This is a genomic window from Salmonella sp. SSDFZ54 (assembly GCF_004010735.1).
GTDB lineage: Bacteria > Pseudomonadota > Gammaproteobacteria > Enterobacterales > Enterobacteriaceae > Salmonella > Salmonella enterica.
This window is the reverse complement of the sequence record NZ_CP034819.1, coordinates 2,797,169-2,816,425: the sequence shown is the minus strand read 5'-3', so window position 1 is coordinate 2,816,425 and position 19,257 is coordinate 2,797,169. Positions and strand designations below refer to the sequence as shown.

The window sequence follows — 19,257 nt, the reverse complement described above, 5'->3', positions numbered from 1 at the left end:
CGCATTGCGGTTAATTGAAATGGAAAAAGTATGAAGAACTGGAAAACGCTGCTTCTCGGTATCGCCATGATCGCGAATACCAGTTTCGCTGCCCCCCAGGTAGTCGATAAAGTCGCAGCCGTCGTCAATAATGGCGTCGTGCTGGAAAGCGACGTTGATGGCTTAATGCAATCAGTCAAACTCAACGCGGGTCAGGCAGGTCAGCAGCTTCCGGACGACGCCACGCTGCGTCACCAGATCCTGGAACGTTTGATTATGGATCAAATTATCCTGCAGATGGGTCAGAAGATGGGGGTGAAGATCACGGATGAGCAGTTGGATCAGGCCATCGCCAACATCGCCAAACAAAACAATATGACGATGGATCAGATGCGCAGCCGTCTGGCTTACGATGGGCTGAACTATTCAACCTACCGTAACCAGATTCGTAAAGAGATGATTATCTCTGAAGTGCGCAACAACGAGGTTCGTCGCCGTATCACCGTTTTGCCGCAAGAAGTTGACGCGCTGGCAAAACAGATTGGCACCCAAAACGATGCCAGCACCGAGCTGAACCTGAGCCATATCCTGATTGCTCTGCCGGAAAACCCAACCTCCGAGCAGGTTAACGACGCGCAGCGCCAGGCGGAAAGCATTGTTGAAGAAGCGCGTAACGGCGCAGATTTCGGCAAACTGGCGATTACCTACTCTGCCGACCAGCAGGCGCTAAAAGGCGGTCAGATGGGCTGGGGCCGTATCCAGGAGCTGCCGGGGATTTTCGCCCAGGCGCTGAGCACCGCGAAGAAAGGCGACATTGTCGGCCCGATTCGCTCCGGCGTCGGTTTCCACATTCTGAAAGTAAACGACCTGCGCGGTCAGAGCCAGAGTATCTCCGTGACCGAAGTTCACGCTCGTCACATTCTGCTTAAGCCGTCGCCGATCATGAACGATCAGCAGGCGCGCCTGAAGCTGGAAGAAATCGCGGCTGACATTAAGAGTGGTAAAACCACATTTGCCGCTGCGGCGAAAGAGTACTCTCAGGACCCGGGCTCCGCTAACCAGGGCGGTGATTTGGGTTGGGCTACGCCAGATATTTTCGATCCGGCGTTCCGCGACGCGCTGACGAAGCTGCATAAAGGCCAAATAAGCGCGCCGGTACACTCCTCTTTTGGCTGGCATCTGATCGAATTGCTGGATACGCGTAAGGTAGACAAAACCGATGCGGCGCAGAAAGATCGCGCTTATCGTATGCTGATGAACCGTAAATTCTCAGAAGAAGCGGCGACCTGGATGCAAGAACAGCGCGCCAGCGCTTACGTTAAGATTTTGAGTAACTAATGAGCAGTGCGCAACGCGTTGTTATCACTCCCGGCGAACCCGCCGGGATTGGCCCCGATCTTGTCGTCCAACTGGCGCAACGCGCGTGGCCGATTGAACTGGTCGTCTGTGCGGACGGCGCGCTCCTGACGGAGCGGGCCGCCATGCTCGGCCTGCCCCTCTCGCTTCTCCCTTACTCGCCTGATGTCCCCGCTGCGCCGCAGCCCGCGGGAACGCTGACCCTATTGCCGGTCTCGCTGCACGCGCCTGCCATCCCCGGTCAGTTGACGGTAGAAAATGGCCCCTACGTGGTAGAGACGCTGGCGCGAGCGTGTGATGGCTGTCTGAACGGTGAATTTGCCGCGCTGATCACCGGGCCGGTGCACAAAGGCGTGATCAATGACGCCGGCATTCCGTTTACCGGTCATACCGAGTTTTTCGAAGAGCGTTCGCAGGCGAAAAAAGTCGTGATGATGCTGGCAACCGAAGAACTTCGCGTGGCGCTGGCGACCACGCATCTGCCGCTACGGGCGATTGCAGACGCCATCACCCCTGCGCTTTTGCACGAAGTGATTGCTATTTTGCATCACGATTTGCGGACCAAATTTGGTATTGCCGAACCGCGCATTCTTGTCTGTGGCCTGAATCCGCACGCAGGCGAAGGCGGTCATATGGGCACGGAAGAGATAGACACCATCATTCCGGTGCTCGACGAGCTGCGGGCGCAGGGGATGAAACTCAACGGGCCGCTACCTGCTGATACGCTGTTTCAGCCCAAATATCTCGATAATGCCGACGCGGTGCTGGCGATGTACCACGATCAGGGCCTGCCCGTGCTAAAATACCAGGGATTCGGTCGGGGAGTGAATATTACGCTCGGCCTACCTTTTATTCGAACCTCCGTTGACCACGGCACCGCGCTTGAACTGGCGGGCCGTGGAAAAGCGGATGTCGGCAGTTTTATTACGGCGCTTAATCTCGCCATCAAAATGATTGTTAATACCCAATGAATAATCGAGTCCATCAGGGCCATTTAGCCCGTAAACGCTTCGGGCAAAACTTTCTCAACGATCGGTTTGTGATCGACAGTATTGTTTCTGCTATTAATCCGCAAAAAGGCCAGGCGATGGTTGAAATCGGCCCCGGTCTGGCGGCGCTGACGGAGCCGGTCGGCGAACGACTGGATAAGCTCACGGTCATTGAACTTGACCGCGATCTGGCGGCGCGTTTGCAAACCCATCCGTTCTTAGGGCCGAAGCTGACTATTTATCAGCAGGACGCCATGACCATGAACTTTGGCGAACTGTCTGCGCAGTTGGGCCAACCGCTGCGTGTGTTCGGCAATCTGCCCTATAATATCTCCACCCCGCTGATGTTCCATCTCTTTAGCTATACTGATGCCATTGCCGACATGCACTTTATGTTGCAAAAAGAAGTGGTAAATCGTCTGGTTGCAGGGCCGAACAGCAAAGCGTATGGTCGTTTAAGCGTGATGGCGCAATATTACTGTCAGGTGATCCCGGTGCTTGAAGTGCCGCCATCCGCCTTCACGCCGCCGCCCAAAGTGGACTCCGCCGTGGTGCGTCTGGTTCCACACGCAACAATGCCTTACCCAGTTAAAGATATTCGCGTGTTGAGCCGTATTACCACCGAGGCCTTTAACCAGCGCCGTAAAACGATCCGTAATAGTCTCGGCAATCTTTTTAGCGTTGAGACGTTGACGGAAATGGGTATTGACCCGGCAATGCGCGCGGAAAATATCTCTGTCGCGCAGTACTGCCAGATGGCCAATTATCTGTCGGAAAACGCGCCTTTGAAGGAGAGTTAAACATGATCAATTCGCCCAGAGTGTGTATTCAGGTGCAAAGCGTCTACATTGAGGCGCAATCCTCACCTGACGATGAACGTTACGTTTTTGCCTATACCGTAACCATCCGCAATCTGGGTCGGGCGCCAGTGCAGCTATTGGGCCGTTACTGGCTGATTACCAATGGTCATGGCCGTGAAACCGAAGTCCAGGGCGAAGGTGTGGTTGGCGTCCAGCCGCGCATTGCGCCTGGCGAAGAGTATCAGTACACCAGCGGCGCGGTAATTGAAACGCCGCTGGGCACCATGCAGGGTCATTACGAAATGATCGATGAAAATGGCGACGCCTTTACCATCGACATTCCCGTGTTTCGACTCGCCGTCCCTACACTCATTCACTAAAATTATAACAATGGCAACTTATCTCATCGGCGACGTTCACGGTTGCTACGACGAACTGATCGCCTTATTACAGCAAGTGGAATTTACGCCAGATACAGACACTCTATGGCTGACTGGCGATTTGGTCGCCCGCGGTCCCGGTTCGCTGGACGTGTTACGCTACGTCAAATCACTTGGCAATAGCGTGCGTTTGGTGCTGGGGAATCACGATTTACACCTGTTGGCCGTATTCGCCGGGATTAGCCGCAACAAACCTAAAGACCGGCTGACCCCGCTTCTTGAAGCGCCGGACGCCGATGAGCTGTTGAATTGGTTACGCCGTCAGCCGCTGTTGCAGGTAGATGAAGAGAAAAAGCTGGTCATGGCGCATGCGGGTATTACCCCGCAGTGGGATTTGCAGACGGCAAAAGAGTGCGCCCGCGATGTTGAAGCGGTGCTGTCGAGCGACTCGTACCCGTTTTTCCTCGACGCGATGTATGGCGATATGCCGAATAACTGGTCGCCGGAGTTAAGCGGTCTGGCGCGGCTACGTTTTATTACTAATGCTTTTACCCGTATGCGTTACTGCTTTCCTAACGGTCAACTGGATATGTACAGTAAAGCGTCGCCGGAAAATGCCCCTGCGCCGCTGAAGCCGTGGTTCGCCATTCCGGGGCCGGTGAGCGAGGCTTACAGTATTGCGTTCGGGCACTGGGCGTCGCTGGAAGGGAAAGGGACGCCAGAAGGTATTTACGCGCTGGATACCGGCTGCTGCTGGGGCGGGGAGTTAACCTGTTTACGTTGGGAAGATAAACAGTATTTTGTGCAGCCGTCAAACCGCCAGATGGATATGGGCGAAGGCGAAGCGGTCAACGCCTGATAGGTTTATGCCTGATGGCGCTACGCTTATCAGGCCTACATCCGGCTACATCTGGCTCAAGAGTAGGCCGGATAAGGCGTTTCGCCGCCATCCGGCACTACAGCGTTAACGACGTTCCAGAATCTCGAAACAATAGCTGTGAGAATTCTGCGCGTCGGCATCGTGAAACTCACTGAATACCGATTCCCAGTCATCCGGTTCATAATCCGGAAAATGGGTATCGCCTTCGACTTCCGCATCAATATGCGTCAGATAAAGCTTCTGCGCCTTTGGCAGGAACTGCTCGTACACGCGCCCGCCGCCAATGACCATAATTTCCGGCGCATCGCCGCAAGCGGCAATCGCCTCATCGACAGACTTCACCCACTGCACGCGATCGTCGGTGCCCGGCTGGCTGCTGATAACAATATTTTTACGTCCCGGTAAGGGGCGTCCGATGGACTCCCAGGTGTGACGTCCCATGACGACAGGTTTATTTAACGTGTTACGTTTAAACCAGGCGAGATCGGCAGGCAGGTTCCACGGCATGGCGTTTTCCATACCGATGACGCGATCCACCGCTAACGCCGCAATCAGACTGATCATTAATTATTTCCTGATACAAAAAAAATTGCCGCCACTATACGTAAAGCGCAATCTTTCGTCGACTGACGAAAAGAGGATGAGCACGAAAATTTTTCGTTCTGCTGGCGACGCCACTCATTTGATGTGGAGCGCCAGCATTACAGTAGTTCAAAAACAGCCAATTAGCAGTAAAGTTTGCAGAACATCACATTTTTTACTTTAGATTGACGGTTTGACCTCGGGTTCATCGGCGACCTCCCCGGAATGTTTGCCCTCAGCCGTTCCCTGCCAGCCGTGGCGCTGAATCAACGACAGATGCTCCCGGTCCTCGGTAATAATTTCGCTCAACATCGCGCTGGTACGTTTATAGGCGGCGGCGCGAGATAACGGATCGTTTTCCCCTTTCGCCATCTCTTCCACCATCCGGGTATTAAAATGGCGGAACAGATCCGCGCGCTCGCGGGCTTCATAACGCCCCAGCCCCAGCGCCTCCAGCGCCTGTCGCCCGCTTTTGAGCGCGCCTTCGAAGGTTTCACGTTCGGGCATCGCCACACCAGCCTGGCGCAGGCGAATGTAATGATCGACATCACGGGCGCGGGCGATAATCTGCAGATGCGGGAAATGCGACTTCACCAGTTCACTCAGTTGCAAATTGGTTTGCGGATCGTCAATGGCGTTAATCAATACCTCCGCCTTCGCCGCTCCGGCAGATTCCAGCAAATCCATACGCGTCGCGTCGCCATAAAAAACCTTCATGCCGAATTTACGCAGCGTTTCGATATGATCGGGGTCGTGATCGAGCACCACCATCTTCACCCCGCTCGACAGCAGCAAACGCCCGGCTATCTGACCAAATCGTCCAAACCCGGCCACAATAACCCGCGGTTGCTCTTCGTCGATTTCATCCGCCTCGCGCGCTTCACCCGTCGCGGTCTTCTCCATGCGCGTCAGCAGCACCAGAAAAATCGGCGTTGCCGCCATCGACAGCGCGACCGCCAGCGTCAGCGCTTTTGCCCATTCCGGCTCAAGTACATCCGCCATTTGCGCCGCGCCAAAAACCACAAACGCAAACTCACTTCCCTGGCCTAATAAGACGGCAAACCAGCGACGCTGTTTTGCCGGTACGCCCAGGGGCCTCGCGACCAGCCACAGCATGACGATTTTGATTGCCAGAAAACCGGCCAGCAACAGCAGAATGCGCAGCGGATTCTCCACCAGCGTGCCGAAATCAATCGACATGCCGACGCCAATAAAGAACAGCCCCAGCAGCAACCCCTTAAAGGGTTCAATATCGCTTTCCAGCGCATGACGATATTCCGAACTCGCCAGCAGAACGCCCGCCAGGAACGCGCCCATCGCCATTGACAGCCCAACCTCTTCCAGCAACAGGCCGAAACCAAACACCAGAAATAGCGCCACGGCGCTGAACACTTCCCGCAAACCAGAACGCGCGACAAAGCGCAGCGCCGGGCGCGTGACGTAGCGTCCCAGCAGCACCACCAGCGCCAACGCGCCTGCGACTTTCAACGCCGATAGCGCAAACGCGCCAAGCGTGGTGGATGCGCCGCTGGCGGCCAGCAGCGGAATCATCGCCACCAGCGGGATCGCCGCGATATCCTGGAACAAGAGCACTGCAAATGCGCTACGCCCTACCTGTGAAACGGTCAGGTTACGCTCATTCATTGCCTGCATGGCGATAGCCGTGGACGAAAGCGCCAGCGTCATGCCAATCAGTTCCGCCACCTGCCAACGCAGGCCAAGAAACATGCAGAACAGACCAATCAGTCCGCCGCAGACCACCATTTGTAACGCGCCGCCGCCAAATACCGAGGCGCGCAGCTTCCATAACCGTTGCGGGTCCAGCTCAAGCCCAATAACAAACAACATCAGCACGACGCCGATTTCCGCAAAATGCAGAATAGATTCGGCGTCCGTTACCAGCCGTAGCCCCCAGGGGCCGATAATGCAACCCGCAATCAGATACCCCAGCACCGATCCTAAGCCCAAACGTACCGCAATCGGCACAATCAGCGCCGCCGAACCAAGATAGATCAGCGCCTGCAGTAGAGTATGGCTATCCATGATTCACCTCCTGCCATGCCAGTAAACGCTGTTTATACTGACGCGCCTGCGCCTGTAAGGTGTCGTCATCGCAAATGAACGTGCAGTGCATGGCAAACGGCGGCAGCCATTTGAGACCACAATAGAGCGCCGTCGCCTGTAGCGGCTGAGAAAGGACGTCAAATCCGGGATGGGAGCCGATAGCAAAGTGGTTTTCACCACCGCCGGTCGTTACCGCCCACAGCAGATGTTTACCATGCAATGCCGTACCGCCATGACCGTAAGCCCAGCCGTGGGTGAGGACTTTATCCATCCATAATTTGAGTAAAGGAGGGACGCTGTACCACTGCATCGGATGCTGCCAGACGATAAGACTCGCGCGCGACAGCGCCTCCTGCTCGGCGGCAACGTCAATATTGAAATCGGGATAGAGGTGATAAAGCGAACGTATTTCGACGTTTTCCAGCGTCCCTGCCTGTTCAAGCATCCGCTTATTCGCATGAGAATGATGCGGATACGGATGCGCATAAATAATGAGGATCATGATTAGCCTGTGATGATCTGTTTTTTATTACAAAGTGTAGTGACAAATTCGCCAGGCTAATAGTGAATATTATTGAGCGGCTAACCAGAAAAAATTGAATTAACGCCAGCCAGGAGTTGACGCCATCCTGCCCCCGGAAGACGCTCTCGAAGGGCCGCAGGCGTTTGCGGAAAAGCGCGATCCGGTGTGGAAAGGTTGGTGATGATGGCAGCCTTAAATTGCTGACCAATCGGTTTAAGGCCTTCTTGTCGGGCGGCGCTGCGCTAAATTTGCCTGTAATGACTGTAATATCAATCCATTACATGATGACACAGGCCCAATAAGCGCAGCGCCAACAGCATCTGAACCTCCAGACACGCTGGATGCCAGATCGCCGACGCATAAATTAACCTAATGGGTCAGGTACTTAGAGCCTGGCCCACCAGGCGTAATTGTTGAAGCCAGTTTGGGGCCGACCAGCGCGCAGAAACCGGAGCGTACACGTAGTACGTGAGGATTTTGAGCACTGCCCGGCCCCCAAATGGCGAATAAAATAGCCTAATGGGCCAGGCTCTTAATCTTTCGCCATGCGGTTAAACTGCTCAATAGTAAGATCCCACGGCTCACGGGCCGCATCCGGCATAAAACTGCCGTCATCCACGCCAATTTCGTCCTTGATAATTTTATTCAGTTTCTCATTCATCGTAAGAATGAGATCCTGATATTTCTGTTTATCAGCAGCAAGGTTATGGTTCTCATCGGGATCATTTTTAAGATCGTAAAGTTCAAGATCGTTGTACTTAATAAGATCCTCCCAGGTTTCCGGCGTATTATGCTCCCTTAGTGAGAAATAGCGTGCAAACTTATAACGACCATCGTTAATCATCCGCGTCCCTGAACGATGGCTAAAATCAGGATGCAGATGGGATATTTCCTGCTTGATTTGCGCCACCGTTTTTTGTTTATCTCTTTGTAGCGCGATAACGCGGTGGAGATAATGGGCATCGGTATACAAGATCATGCCATAGCAATATAAGCTGGCATTTCTCACCGCATTAACCGCAACGCCCTCCGGGTTTTTTAGCAATCCGCTAAAATTAACGCCTTTGCGGTTGCCTAACGCCTGGTGCTGTTTTTCTTCCGGCAAACCGGTCAGCCCAACTAATGTCGGCGCGATATCAAGATGACAGGTCAACGCCTGACATTTCTTATTACCGGGGTACGCCGGGTGGGAAATAATCATCGGTACATGGATCTGTTCTTTATAAACGGAAGCGCCTTTACCGTGCATCTGATGGCTTCCGCCTAATTCGCCATGATCGGCAGTAAATACAACAATCGTTTTATCAGTTAACTTGAGGGCATCAAGTTCATTTAATATCCGGTCAAGGTGTGTATCACAATCGCGGATACAGTTGAAATAGTAGTCAAGCAGTTTACGCCAACGACGATCTTCATCAGGAAATTGCCCTTCCAGCGCAGCGCGCGCCGTCTGGTATTCAAGATGCGCCGGCGGTCTTCCCTGCTCATTGAATGACTGATGCCTGTTTGCCGGCAGCGGATAGTTCGGCCAGCTTGCCTGATAAAGCTCGTTTTCCGGCGGCTGCGTGGGCGCCAGGGTATTATCATCCTGATCCAACTCGCCACGCCACTGTACCTTTTCTCCCTCTTTATCGGTATCAATAAACATGACGTCATGAGGATTAACGAGGTTAACGGCCAGGAACCAGGGCTTGTGTTGGTCATTCAAGGGCTGCCCCTTGCATCTTAACCAATTTATAGTCTGAGCCGTGGTGGTTGAATCATAAAAATAGCCGCCTTTACTATGGCCTATAATATCGCCGATGCCGTGATAGTCAGCAAAACCATATTTTTCCATAATTTTATGTAATTCTGGTTCAGGAATATCCCCGACATCAATATCCTCATCTTTTTCGTCAGGCAAAGGCTTCTCCAGTTTTTCTGTAAGATGCCACTTACCTTTATAGGCCGTATAGTATCCCAGTTCCCGCATCATATGGCCTGTGGTTCCAAGAGCGGGGTCAAGGTCATAAGGCATCCAGGGCAATCCCAGATTATCAAACATCTTTGTCTGGGGCATATGTAAGCCGGTATACAATACGGAGCGGGAAGGCGTACAGACATTACTGGTATTCTGATGATTACAGAATGTCACCCCCGTTTTCATGAGCCGCTCTCTGCCGGGTACCGGGAAAGGAAACGTAGGAAAAAAACGCTCCTGGTCGGTCACGACTAACAGAATATTATATCCTTCTGGCAATTTTTCCGGGATTTCGCCGGTAAACGGTTTATCCCACGCCGGTTTCGCCTTGACGGCACATTTTTCATCAGCTTTTACCGCGCCGGATAGCATACCGCCGGCGGCAAGAATACCGGCACTGGTTAACAGTTTCCTACGCGTAAGATCCGTCTCTTCTGCGGACAGATTTTTTTTATTACTCATATTATTATACCTGTAGTCAGTAACTTTATCACATATTCATTTATTACTGTACGAGGAAGCGTGGATATGTATCAATGCCTTCCGGGTAAGAATATGTGTTATAAATTGATTTGTATTTCAAATTAGAAATATATTAATAAATAACCATAATTCACTGAAAAATTATTTAGATGAAAAGTTCATTGTTTTTATTTTAGAGATACAACTGCAGACATTACTTCATAAAAAAATACATTATTAAACATACTCTATAGCGCTGTGTTCGTGCCTTTTCCCTTCAGCTACGGTGATTACCCTATGCCGCTACAATAAAATCGCCCCGAAAGAAACACTATCAGTAACAGGCCGCGCAACCATAGACATACAACCGGTAATATCACTCTGTGAAATTAAAACATAACTCAATTCTGTTATGTTGCTTATGAATAAAACTAGCGTATTACCGCGTGATTCAATAAAACTTACGTCATTACAAGAAATAATATAAAAACTATTATTTACAGGGGGTTAAGTTTCTTTTTAACTGGCAGCGCATTATTTTACATTGACAACAACATAAAGAGGTGACTATAACAAGATATAAGACGGTCACACCAAATAAGTCTATTTTCAGATAATCAACCGAGGTTATATACCCAAAATAATTCGAGTTGCTTAAAGGCGGCAAGGGAGTGAGTCCCCAGGAGCATAGATAATTATGTGACTGAGGTGAGCGACAAATCTGCCGGGAGCAGATTTGAACGTCGCATGCGACGGCCCGTCAGGGCGAGGCCCATGGGTGGGCCGAGTAATCCGTAGCCAACCCATAAGCAACCTGAAGTATGAAGGGTATAAATAATTTCGTTACGGATTACTGATATTGCGCAAACCTTATCATCAATGCAACAGGAACAGAACTATGAAAAAACGCATTATTGCCGCCGCATTACTGGCAACGGTTGCTTCATTCAGCACGCTTGCGGCAGAGCAGGTCTCTAAGCAAGAAATCAGCCACTTCAAACTGGTTAAGGTCGGCACCATAAATGTGTCCCAGAGTGGCGGGCAGATTTCCTCACCCTCTGATCTACGCGAAAAACTGTCAGAATTAGCCGATGCGAAAGGCGGAAAATATTATCATATTATCGCTGCACGTGAGCATGGTCCGAATTTTGAAGCCGTTGCCGAAGTTTATAACGATGCGACGAAATAAAGCTCTGATTGCGCCATAACGAGGGCACAGGCATGAAATAATAAGAGAGCGCCAGCAAGGTGCCATGTTCCGTCACAATCCACTCAGGGCCGTCTGGAAACAGATGCTGGCCCTCTTTTTTATCAACAGTTCATCCGGGGCAGGCAAGCCGTTGGAATGTGCGCGCGCAGGCAGTAAGCCCTTCGTGAATAAGACGGTTTTGCGGGCTGTTTTAAGGTAATATTTAGTGCGCTTTTACCTGCCTGAACCAATAATTTTCCATTTTCGTTATCCATTTCCCCTTTTTATTTTTCGGTATTACGCCAGCCCAAAGTAATTGCAGCTGTCGGTTATAGGTTCCAATAGCGTGTCCACCATACGCCCCTTCAAATGCTATCACCATGGGCCCCTGCCCTTTTACCCCCTCTTGTCCTTCATGGCAATAAAGCGCGTTGCGGTGAGTCACGTCAAGTTCATACTGTACGTTCAGTTTCACACATTTTTCCCCGCAGCCTTCTACTGGCGGCAATATTGTCATGGTATAAGGCGGGTTATCTGCCGTGGTTTTCCATGTTCCGATCAGGTCTTTGCAGGCGTTTATCTCCGTAGCCCCGGAGGCGGCAGAAAATAGCGCGAGCAAATAACAAGGTATTGGTTTCATTACAGACTCCTGTTCCTTATACTCATCATTTATACCTAATCATAAGGATAAATGCCCTGCGATATGTTTTTTTCCGGGAAATGTTGAGCCGCTGTTCAGAGAAATGTCGATGAGTGTAACCTCATGTAAGCGGACAGCGCGGTGGGGAAAGCGGGAACACGGGCGAATGGTCTAACGTATTTCGACGTTTTCCGGCGTCCCTGCCTGTTCAGGCATCCGTTTATTCGCATGGGAATAAATGGATGCGCATAAAGAGAGAATATTATTGCGCGGCTAACCAGAAAAAATTGAATTAATTATCCAGCTCGCTCATATTTTTCAGCTGATCGCGGTTAATCTGTTCGGTTTTCCCGGTGGCGGCATTTTTGTAAGACACCATACCGGTATCGTTATCGACCTCGGGTTTCCCGTCGGTGACAATAGTTTTGCCATCCGTGGTTTCAACCGCCTGGTTAGAAGAGCATCCTGCGACGGTGAATAGTGTTGCTGCGGTAAACAGTGCGGTCATAAAACGTTTTTGCATGGTGTTCTCCCTGCTTTTCAGTTGTTTTAGCATGTGACTGTTAACTGTAGCGTTATTGGCGAAAAGCAGGGAGAAATGCAGAACACTCTTAACGCGGGTTATCCGATGGCGTTCCGCGCAAAGTCATGTTTCCGGTCTGTGTTAGCGTCAAGCCGCGAGTTTCCGGGGCAAACATCACCGATACGCCAAGCCCGACTAACGAAATCAACGCGCCAATCAGCATGACGTTATTAATACCGTAACGAGTAATGAAAATCGGTAATGCCCAGGTGGAGACAATGGTTCCGATGCGGCTTAATGACATGATGACCCCCACGGCCGAAGCGCGAATATCCGTCGGGAAGAGTTCATTAGGATAAAGCCATTGCAGTATGCCCGGTCCGCCGGAAAAGAAGGCGTATACCGCAAACGCCACCACGACCAGTATGATGCCCAGATTTGACACCAGCCCCAGCAGTGCCAGCGCGATAGTCATCATGGCGAAGCTGCCAATAAGCAGAGGGCGACGGCCAATACTGTTTAGCCAGAACATCGCTGGTATACAGCCCAGCATAAAAAAGAGGCTAATCACCACATTGCCGAGCGCCGCGTTGCGCCCCTGCTCCCAGCCGAGTAACCCGACGATCTGCGGCCCAAAGGTATAGATAGCGAACATCGGGATTACCTGACAGGTCCAGATAGCCGCAACGAACAGTACAAACGGGAAATGACGGCGATTAAACAGTTGCAGGAAGCGGGTCTCCTGCGGCGGCTCATCGTCAAAGCAGACCGGTTCGCCGAACAGTTTGATCATCATTTGTTCGCACTCTTTTACCCGTCCTTTTCGCAATAGCCAGCGTGGCGATTCCGGCAGGTCAAAGCGGCCAATCAAAATGATTAAGCACGGGATAAAGGCGCTGCCAAGCATCCAGCGCCAGCCGCCTTCCATGTCATACAGCCAGTAGCCCACCAGGTTGGCGCAGGTCGCGCCGACGTACCACATCGCGGCGATAAAACCGATGGAGAACGCGCGCTGGCGGGTGTTGGAAAACTCCGTAATCATGGAAGTGGCGATAGGGTAATCCGCGCCGATAACAATGCCAATTAAAACGCGCATCACCAGCAATTCAAGCGGCGTGGAAACAAACATGGTCGCCACGGAGATAACGCCGATAGCGATAATATCAAGCAGGAACATTTTACGCCGCCCGACTTTATCGCAAATATAGCCAAACAACGAGGTGCCGATAAACAGTCCGGCAAGCGTAGCCGCGCCGAGCGCGCCAATCCATTCAGCATCAAGGTGCAATAGCGGCGTCAGTTGTTCCAGCGCCACGCCAATGATCACCAGCACGTAGCCATCAAGGAACGGGCCGCCGCTTCCCCACAGCATAATTCTGCGATGAATGGAGGAGAATTTAAGGTCATCAAAGTTCCTGGGCTGCTGCATGGTGATGTCCTGTGTCAACACGGGCAAAGCGCATCAGTAGGCCGGATAAGGCGTTTCCGCCGCCATCCGGCATTGGCGCCACATGATTGCCGGATGGCGACGCTACCGCATCTTATCCGGCCAACGGGGGCACAACTTCGTACTTATTAGCCATAGCGGAACTCCACGCCAAACGTCCCGCGCGGGTATTCCCATTTTTCCAGCGCCGTATCAAGGCCGAGGATCCGGCACGTTCCGCACTCCAGGCACCCGGCGTAATCAAAACGAACACTGCCGTCGTCCTGCTTTTTATACAGTCCCGCCGGACAGGCCTTAATCAGCACCTCCAGCGCCTGTTTATCAGGATCGGTTTTGAGAATGATGTGCGGACTGTCTTCATCCACATTGAACTTATTGACGCCCAGTTTGACGTCCACATTAACGGGAGATGTCATAATACGGTCACTCCTTTCAGGCCATCTTTCATCAGATTGATGAAGCCCACTTTCTTCGCATGGCGCAGGATTTTTTTACGCATCGGCACCGGCGCGGAGCCATCCACGGTGAACAGGTCGCGCGCGATATTGACCGCCATTTCGGGATAGGCGGTAAACATGCGGGGATTATCAAGAAAAGCCGGTAGTTTCTGATACATGCGCATATCGCGCATCGGACCTTCGTCCAGATGCTGACGGTATTCATCCAGCGACTGCTTGCTAAAATCGTCGCGCTTCATCGCCGAAAGCACCGTCTTCGCCGCCGCTTCGCCTGCGGATATGGCGAGATCCATACCCCGGATGGTAAAGCCGAGGTTCATACACATGCCGGCAGCATCCCCGGCAATCAGTACGCCATCGCCCACCAGTTCAGGCTGCATATTCATTCCCGCCTCGGGTACAACGTGCGCGGCATATTCCACCAGCTTGCCACCGGCGATCAGCGGCGCAACGGCCGGATGCTGTTTGAAATCTTCCAGCATTTGCGGGACCGATTTTTTCGCGTCTTTCAGATGATGAAGACCGCAGACCAGCCCCAGGGAAAGGGTTGTTTCATTCGTATACAGGAAGCCACCGCCCATCAGACCATCGGTTGGCGCCCCGGCAAACAGACAGGCGGCTCCTTCGTTGCCCTGTAACTGGAAACGATCTTCAATGACCGACTTCGGCAATTCGATCAGTTCCTTCACACCGACGGCAACATGCGATGCCTCAACACGCTTGGCCATGCCCAGCTTTTCAGCCAGCAGAGAATTCACCCCGTCAGCGAGGATCACGACTTTGGCTTCCAGAATATCGCCATCGGCTTCCACGCCCACGACTTTGCCATCACGCTGAACGACGTTATCGACGCGAATACCGGTGATCAGTTGTGCCCCCGCCTCTTCGGCCTGCTCCATCAGCCAGGCGTCAAATTTACTGCGTAAGACGGAATAGGAAACCTGCGACGCTGAAGCATCTTCACCATTGCAGTAGTCGATAGTCATCGCCCCGTTGTCGGTCATAAAGGCGAGTTTTTCGTGGGTGATCATGCGTTCAATGGGGGCCTGATCCGCAAAGCCGGGAATGATGCGTTCCAGGCTATGTGCATACAAACGCCCACCGGTGACATTCTTCGCGCCAGCAGAATTGCCACGCTCGATAACCAGCACCTGTGCACCTTCGCGAGCAAGCACCAGCGCCGCAACCGAACCGGCCAGACCTGCACCCACGATGATGGCATCAAAGATATCTTCGGACATACGTACTCCTGTCAGCGGCAGGATACCTTCGCATCCTGCCCGAAATGGTTTATCGCGCTAAGGCAGCCGTCAGCGCAGGCAGGATCTTCAGCGCATCGCCAACGATGCCAAAATCCGCATACTGGAAGATTGGCGCGTTTTTATCTTTGTTGATGGCGAAAATCGTCTGCGCGCCGTTGGCGCCGACCATATGTTGGATCTGCCCGGAGATCCCCACCGCCAGATACAGTTCAGGCTTGAGCATCAGGTTGGAGATACCGACGTAGCGCTCGTGCTCCATCCACTTCTCGTTTTCCGCCACCGGGCGGGAACAGGCCAGCTCGGCGCCGATGGTCTGGCACAGCGCTTCGGCCAGCGAGATATTCTCTTTGCTGCCGATGCCGCGTCCCACGCTGACCACCAGACGCGCTTTGTCGAGGTCAACGCTGTTGCTCTGACGCGCCTGGGTTGCGGTGCGGGTCACGGCAGTGGCCGGAGCCTGCCACTGCACGGTGTGCATCTCGCCGCTGCGAGAAGCATCCGGTTGTTGTGCGTCAAACGTTCCGCTGCTGAGCGTGATCACGGCAAACGGCGAAGCGATGGTCTCTGCCCCTATCGCCAGACCGCCGTAGACCATATGTTTAACCGCCGCTTTTCCATCCTGCAGGGCGACTTCGCTGGCATCGTTGGAAACCGCAGCCGACAAGCGATAGCCCAGCTTTGCCGCCAACAGCTTGCCCCGACGCGTATTCGGCAGCAGCACCGCGCCGCCCTCGCTATGCTGACGAATAGTCTCAGCCATCGCAGCAGCGTAGTCTTCGATCATGCGGTCTTCTGGTTTGCCGCTGAGCAGCCAGACATGATCCGCGCCCAAATGACATGCTGTCGCGCTGTCCGCTTCGTTCAGTACGAACGCGTTAACTTTTTCACCTACAGCCTGCGCGCCACTCATCAGTTCGGGCAGACGAGAAGGGGTATCGCTGAATACCCAGACACTGGAAAATTTGTTCATAACATCCCCTGATAATTAAATGATTTTGCGCAGATTCTCGACAAACGCGGCGATTTGTTCTTCACCGTCACCTTCAATCACCACACGCTGACGCTCGCGCTGCTTCGGTGCGGCAACCTGTTGTACGGAATACGCGGGTACGCTGTTCAGCCCGATATCCGCAGGCGACCAGACCTGAACCGGTTTTTTCGCCGCGCCAAGAATGGCTTTCATCGAAGGGATTTGTGGGGTGTTAATGTCGGTGGAAACCGCGATCACCGCCGGGAGCGGGATGCTCAGCGTTTCAACTTCATCTTCCAGTTCGCGTTCTACCGTCAATGTGCTGTCGGTAAGAGAGAGGATTTTACTCACGCCGTTAATCGCCGGAATGTTCAGCGCTTCGCCCACCAGCAAACCAACCTGCTGAGCATAAAGATCGGAAGAACCGTCGCCGCAGATAAGTAGATCGAAACCTGATTTTTGCGCCGCGGCGGCCAGCGCGGTAGCGGTGTGTTGCGGCAGCGCCTGCTCAAATTGATCGTCAATGACCACAATCAGTTCATCAGGGCCACGAGAGAGGACATCTTTGCGCCCTTTTGCATTAGTCAGCGCTTTGCCGCCAACGCTCATGGCGACAACCTGAGCGTCTCCCAACTGCTGTTTTAACTGGCAAGCAGCTTCAATTGCATTCAGATCATATTGGCTGATTTTGCTATCCGCTTTGCTGAAATCGAGTGTTCCGTCAGCATTATTAATCGCAATATCCTGCTCATCAGGTACGCATTTGTAGCAAGTAATTATCTTCATTGCATCTCCAGAAATCATGAAGGAAACGTATTTATATCGGCGGTGTTAAATACAGATATCACGCTCTTTAATTCGGAAATAAAACCTTAATCACCAATATTGAAAATGTCACACATTGATATTCGTAACTTTCAATAGTGTTACGCACCTCACCAATATTGAAAGAAATATGCCAAATATGAAAATTTTCAATATTGTTTGCTGGCTCAACAATATTGAACGTCAGATACTTAAAAAAGTTAAAAAACCACAACCAACAAATTGATAAATAAAGAAAAAATCAAAATTTAGACACAAAATAATCAACGCAAAAAAGTGTGACGAAGATAACAGAATCACCCGAAGTGAATACCCATCATGAGTTACTCATTGAGGCGTCCCAGAGGTTAAAAACTTATCAACAAATCATTAATAATAAATAAACAAACGTTCATGGACTGGCACGCTAAATAAATTTCGTTTTCACACTGGAATTCACTTATGAAAAATGAAAAGAAAAAATCGGGAATTGAACCGAAGGTTTTTTTTCCGCCATTAATAATTGTCGGGATACTTTGCTGGCTAACAGTCAGAGATCTTGATGCCGCTAACGTCGTTATTAATGCGGTATTCAGTTATGTCACCAACGTCTGGGGTTGGGCATTTGAATGGTATATGGTCGTCATGCTCTTCGGCTGGTTCTGGCTGGTTTTTGGCCCCTATGCCAAAAAGAGATTAGGTGACGAAAAACCGGAGTTTAGCACCGCCAGCTGGATTTTCATGATGTTCGCCTCCTGTACATCCGCTGCGGTTCTGTTCTGGGGCTCTATTGAGATCTACTACTATATCTCCACCCCGCCGTTCGGCCTGGAACCAAATTCCACGGGCGCGAAAGAGATAGGCCTGGCGTACAGCCTGTTCCACTGGGGGCCGCTACCGTGGGCAACCTATAGCTTCCTTTCCGTGGCCTTCGCCTACTTCTTCTTTGTACGCAAGATGGATGTCATCCGCCCCAGCTCCACGCTGGTACCGCTCGTCGGTGAAAAGCATGCGAAAGGGTTGTTCGGTACCATCGTCGATAACTTCTACCTGGTGGCGCTGATCTTCGCGATGGGCACCAGCCTCGGTCTGGCTACCCCGCTGGTCACCGAGTGTATGCAATGGCTGTTCGGTATTCCGCATACGCTGCAATTGGATGCCATCATCATTACCTGCTGGATCATTCTGAACGCGATTTGCGTGGCCTGCGGCCTGCAAAAAGGGGTCAGAATCGCCAGCGATGTGCGTAGCTACCTGAGCTTCCTGATGCTCGGCTGGGTGTTTATCGTCAGCGGCGCCAGCTTCATCATGAACTACTTCACCGACTCCGTCGGGATGCTGTTAATGCATCTGCCACGGATGCTGTTCTATACCGATGCCATCGGTAAAGGCGGCTTCCCACAGGGCTGGACCGTTTTCTACTGGGCGTGGTGGGTTATTTACGCCATCCAGATGAGTATCTTCCTGGCCCGTATTTCCCGTGGTCGTACCGTACGTGAACTGTGCTTCGGGATGGTGATGGGCCTGACCGCGTCTACCTGGATCCTGTGGACAGTGCTGGGCAGCAACACGCTGCTGCTGATGGATAAAAACATCCTCAACATTCCGCAACTGATTGAGCAACACGGCGTGGCGCGCGCCATTATCGAAACCTGGGCCGCCTTGCCGCTCAGCACCGCCACCATGTGGGGCTTCTTCATCCTCTGCTTTATTGCCACCGTCACGCTGATTAACGCCTGCTCTTACACCCTGGCGATGTCGACCTGTCGTGAAGTTCGTGATGGTGAAGAGCCGCCTCTGTTAGTGCGTATCGGCTGGTCGGTGCTGGTCGGCATCATCGGTATCGTTCTGCTGGCGCTGGGTGGTTTGAAGCCGATTCAGACCGCGATTATCGCCGGAGGATGCCCGCTGTTCTTCGTCAACATTATGGTGACGCTGTCCTTTATTAAAGACGCCAAAGTGCACTGGAAAGACAAGTAATTCTTATTA

18 protein-coding genes are annotated in these 19,257 nt (G+C 52.2%); 7 read left to right on the top strand and 11 right to left on the bottom strand.

Features of this window, described 5'->3' with window-relative positions; translation table 11 throughout:
• The first annotated feature begins 30 nt into the window (after nt 1-30).
• Genes surA through apaH form a run of 5 tightly spaced genes read left to right on the top strand, consistent with a single transcriptional unit; the run spans nt 31 to nt 4,363 of the window.
• Nucleotides 31-1,317 (top strand): peptidylprolyl isomerase SurA, encoded by a 1,287-nt coding sequence (gene surA, locus EOS97_RS13995; protein ID WP_000800482.1) that lies wholly within the window; start codon nt 31-33, stop codon nt 1,315-1,317.
• Nucleotides 1,317-2,306 carry a 4-hydroxythreonine-4-phosphate dehydrogenase PdxA gene (pdxA, locus tag EOS97_RS13990; RefSeq protein WP_000092999.1) on the top strand — a complete coding sequence of 330 codons (990 nt, stop codon included), beginning with the start codon at nt 1,317-1,319 and terminating at the stop codon, nt 2,304-2,306. Before surA ends, pdxA begins: the two co-directional genes overlap by 1 nt.
• The gene (rsmA, locus tag EOS97_RS13985; protein WP_001065397.1) at nt 2,303-3,124 is read left to right on the top strand and encodes a 16S rRNA (adenine(1518)-N(6)/adenine(1519)-N(6))-dimethyltransferase RsmA; all 822 of its coding nucleotides are present in this window, start codon (nt 2,303-2,305) and stop codon (nt 3,122-3,124) included. The genes pdxA and rsmA overlap by 4 nt, the downstream gene beginning before the upstream one ends.
• Before the next feature lie 2 nt (nt 3,125-3,126).
• Entirely contained in the window at nt 3,127-3,504 is a 378-nt protein-coding gene (apaG, locus tag EOS97_RS13980; protein WP_000610894.1) for a Co2+/Mg2+ efflux protein ApaG, read from the top strand.
• Nucleotides 3,505-3,514: 10 nt separating this feature from the next.
• On the top strand, nt 3,515-4,363 hold the full coding sequence (gene apaH, locus EOS97_RS13975; protein WP_000257211.1) for a bis(5'-nucleosyl)-tetraphosphatase (symmetrical) ApaH: 849 nt from the start codon (nt 3,515-3,517) through the stop codon (nt 4,361-4,363).
• A gap of 105 nt (nt 4,364-4,468) precedes the next feature.
• Here apaH and folA read toward each other — a convergent pair whose 3' ends face one another.
• The 4 genes from folA to EOS97_RS13945 form a co-directional block, all read right to left on the bottom strand.
• Nucleotides 4,469-4,948, bottom strand: coding sequence for a type 3 dihydrofolate reductase (folA, locus tag EOS97_RS13970; RefSeq protein WP_000624379.1), 480 nt, complete (start codon nt 4,946-4,948; stop codon nt 4,469-4,471).
• Between the two features lie 198 nt (nt 4,949-5,146).
• Complete coding sequence (kefC, locus tag EOS97_RS13960) at nt 5,147-7,009, bottom strand: glutathione-regulated potassium-efflux system protein KefC (RefSeq protein WP_000377164.1); 1,863 nt, start codon at nt 7,007-7,009, stop codon at nt 5,147-5,149.
• Nucleotides 7,002-7,532: a glutathione-regulated potassium-efflux system oxidoreductase KefF gene (gene kefF, locus EOS97_RS13955; protein WP_000600706.1), complete on the bottom strand. Its 531-nt coding sequence runs from the start codon at nt 7,530-7,532 to the stop codon at nt 7,002-7,004. The genes kefC and kefF overlap by 8 nt, the downstream gene beginning before the upstream one ends.
• Before the next feature lie 553 nt (nt 7,533-8,085).
• Entirely contained in the window at nt 8,086-9,975 is a 1,890-nt protein-coding gene (locus tag EOS97_RS13945) for a sulfatase-like hydrolase/transferase (protein ID WP_000066316.1), read from the bottom strand.
• Nucleotides 9,976-10,873: 898 nt separating this feature from the next.
• Here EOS97_RS13945 and srfN point away from each other — a divergent pair.
• On the top strand, nt 10,874-11,164 hold the full coding sequence (srfN, locus tag EOS97_RS13940) for a DUF1471 family virulence protein SrfN (protein WP_000745961.1): 291 nt from the start codon (nt 10,874-10,876) through the stop codon (nt 11,162-11,164).
• Between the two features lie 223 nt (nt 11,165-11,387).
• On the opposite strand, the gene EOS97_RS13935 is transcribed toward srfN, so the two are convergent.
• The 7 genes from EOS97_RS13935 to EOS97_RS13905 all read right to left on the bottom strand — a co-directional run bounded on the left by EOS97_RS13935 (nt 11,388) and on the right by EOS97_RS13905 (nt 17,250).
• Entirely contained in the window at nt 11,388-11,804 is a 417-nt protein-coding gene (locus tag EOS97_RS13935) for a hypothetical protein (RefSeq protein ID WP_000802629.1), read from the bottom strand.
• 292 nt (nt 11,805-12,096) lie between these two features.
• Nucleotides 12,097-12,327, bottom strand: a complete 231-nt coding sequence (locus tag EOS97_RS13930) for a YgdI/YgdR family lipoprotein (protein ID WP_001171977.1) — start codon at nt 12,325-12,327, stop codon at nt 12,097-12,099.
• Nucleotides 12,328-12,415: 88 nt separating this feature from the next.
• A complete protein-coding gene (locus EOS97_RS13925) occupies nt 12,416-13,756 on the bottom strand; it encodes an MFS transporter (RefSeq protein WP_001187057.1) in 1,341 nt (446 codons plus the stop codon).
• A gap of 146 nt (nt 13,757-13,902) precedes the next feature.
• On the bottom strand, nt 13,903-14,190 hold the full coding sequence (gene fixX, locus EOS97_RS13920) for a ferredoxin-like protein FixX (RefSeq protein ID WP_000203736.1): 288 nt from the start codon (nt 14,188-14,190) through the stop codon (nt 13,903-13,905).
• On the bottom strand, nt 14,187-15,473 hold the full coding sequence (locus tag EOS97_RS13915) for an FAD-dependent oxidoreductase (protein ID WP_001287770.1): 1,287 nt from the start codon (nt 15,471-15,473) through the stop codon (nt 14,187-14,189). The genes fixX and EOS97_RS13915 overlap by 4 nt, the downstream gene beginning before the upstream one ends.
• 49 nt (nt 15,474-15,522) lie before the next feature.
• Nucleotides 15,523-16,464 carry an electron transfer flavoprotein subunit alpha/FixB family protein gene (locus EOS97_RS13910; protein WP_001032198.1) on the bottom strand — a complete coding sequence of 314 codons (942 nt, stop codon included), beginning with the start codon at nt 16,462-16,464 and terminating at the stop codon, nt 15,523-15,525.
• Nucleotides 16,465-16,479: 15 nt separating this feature from the next.
• On the bottom strand, nt 16,480-17,250 hold the full coding sequence (locus EOS97_RS13905; protein ID WP_000692189.1) for an electron transfer flavoprotein FixA: 771 nt from the start codon (nt 17,248-17,250) through the stop codon (nt 16,480-16,482).
• A gap of 480 nt (nt 17,251-17,730) precedes the next feature.
• Between EOS97_RS13905 and caiT the strand changes: the two genes are divergently transcribed.
• Entirely contained in the window at nt 17,731-19,248 is a 1,518-nt protein-coding gene (caiT, locus tag EOS97_RS13900; RefSeq protein WP_000787073.1) for an L-carnitine/gamma-butyrobetaine antiporter, read from the top strand.
• Nucleotides 19,249-19,257: the final 9 nt, after the last annotated feature.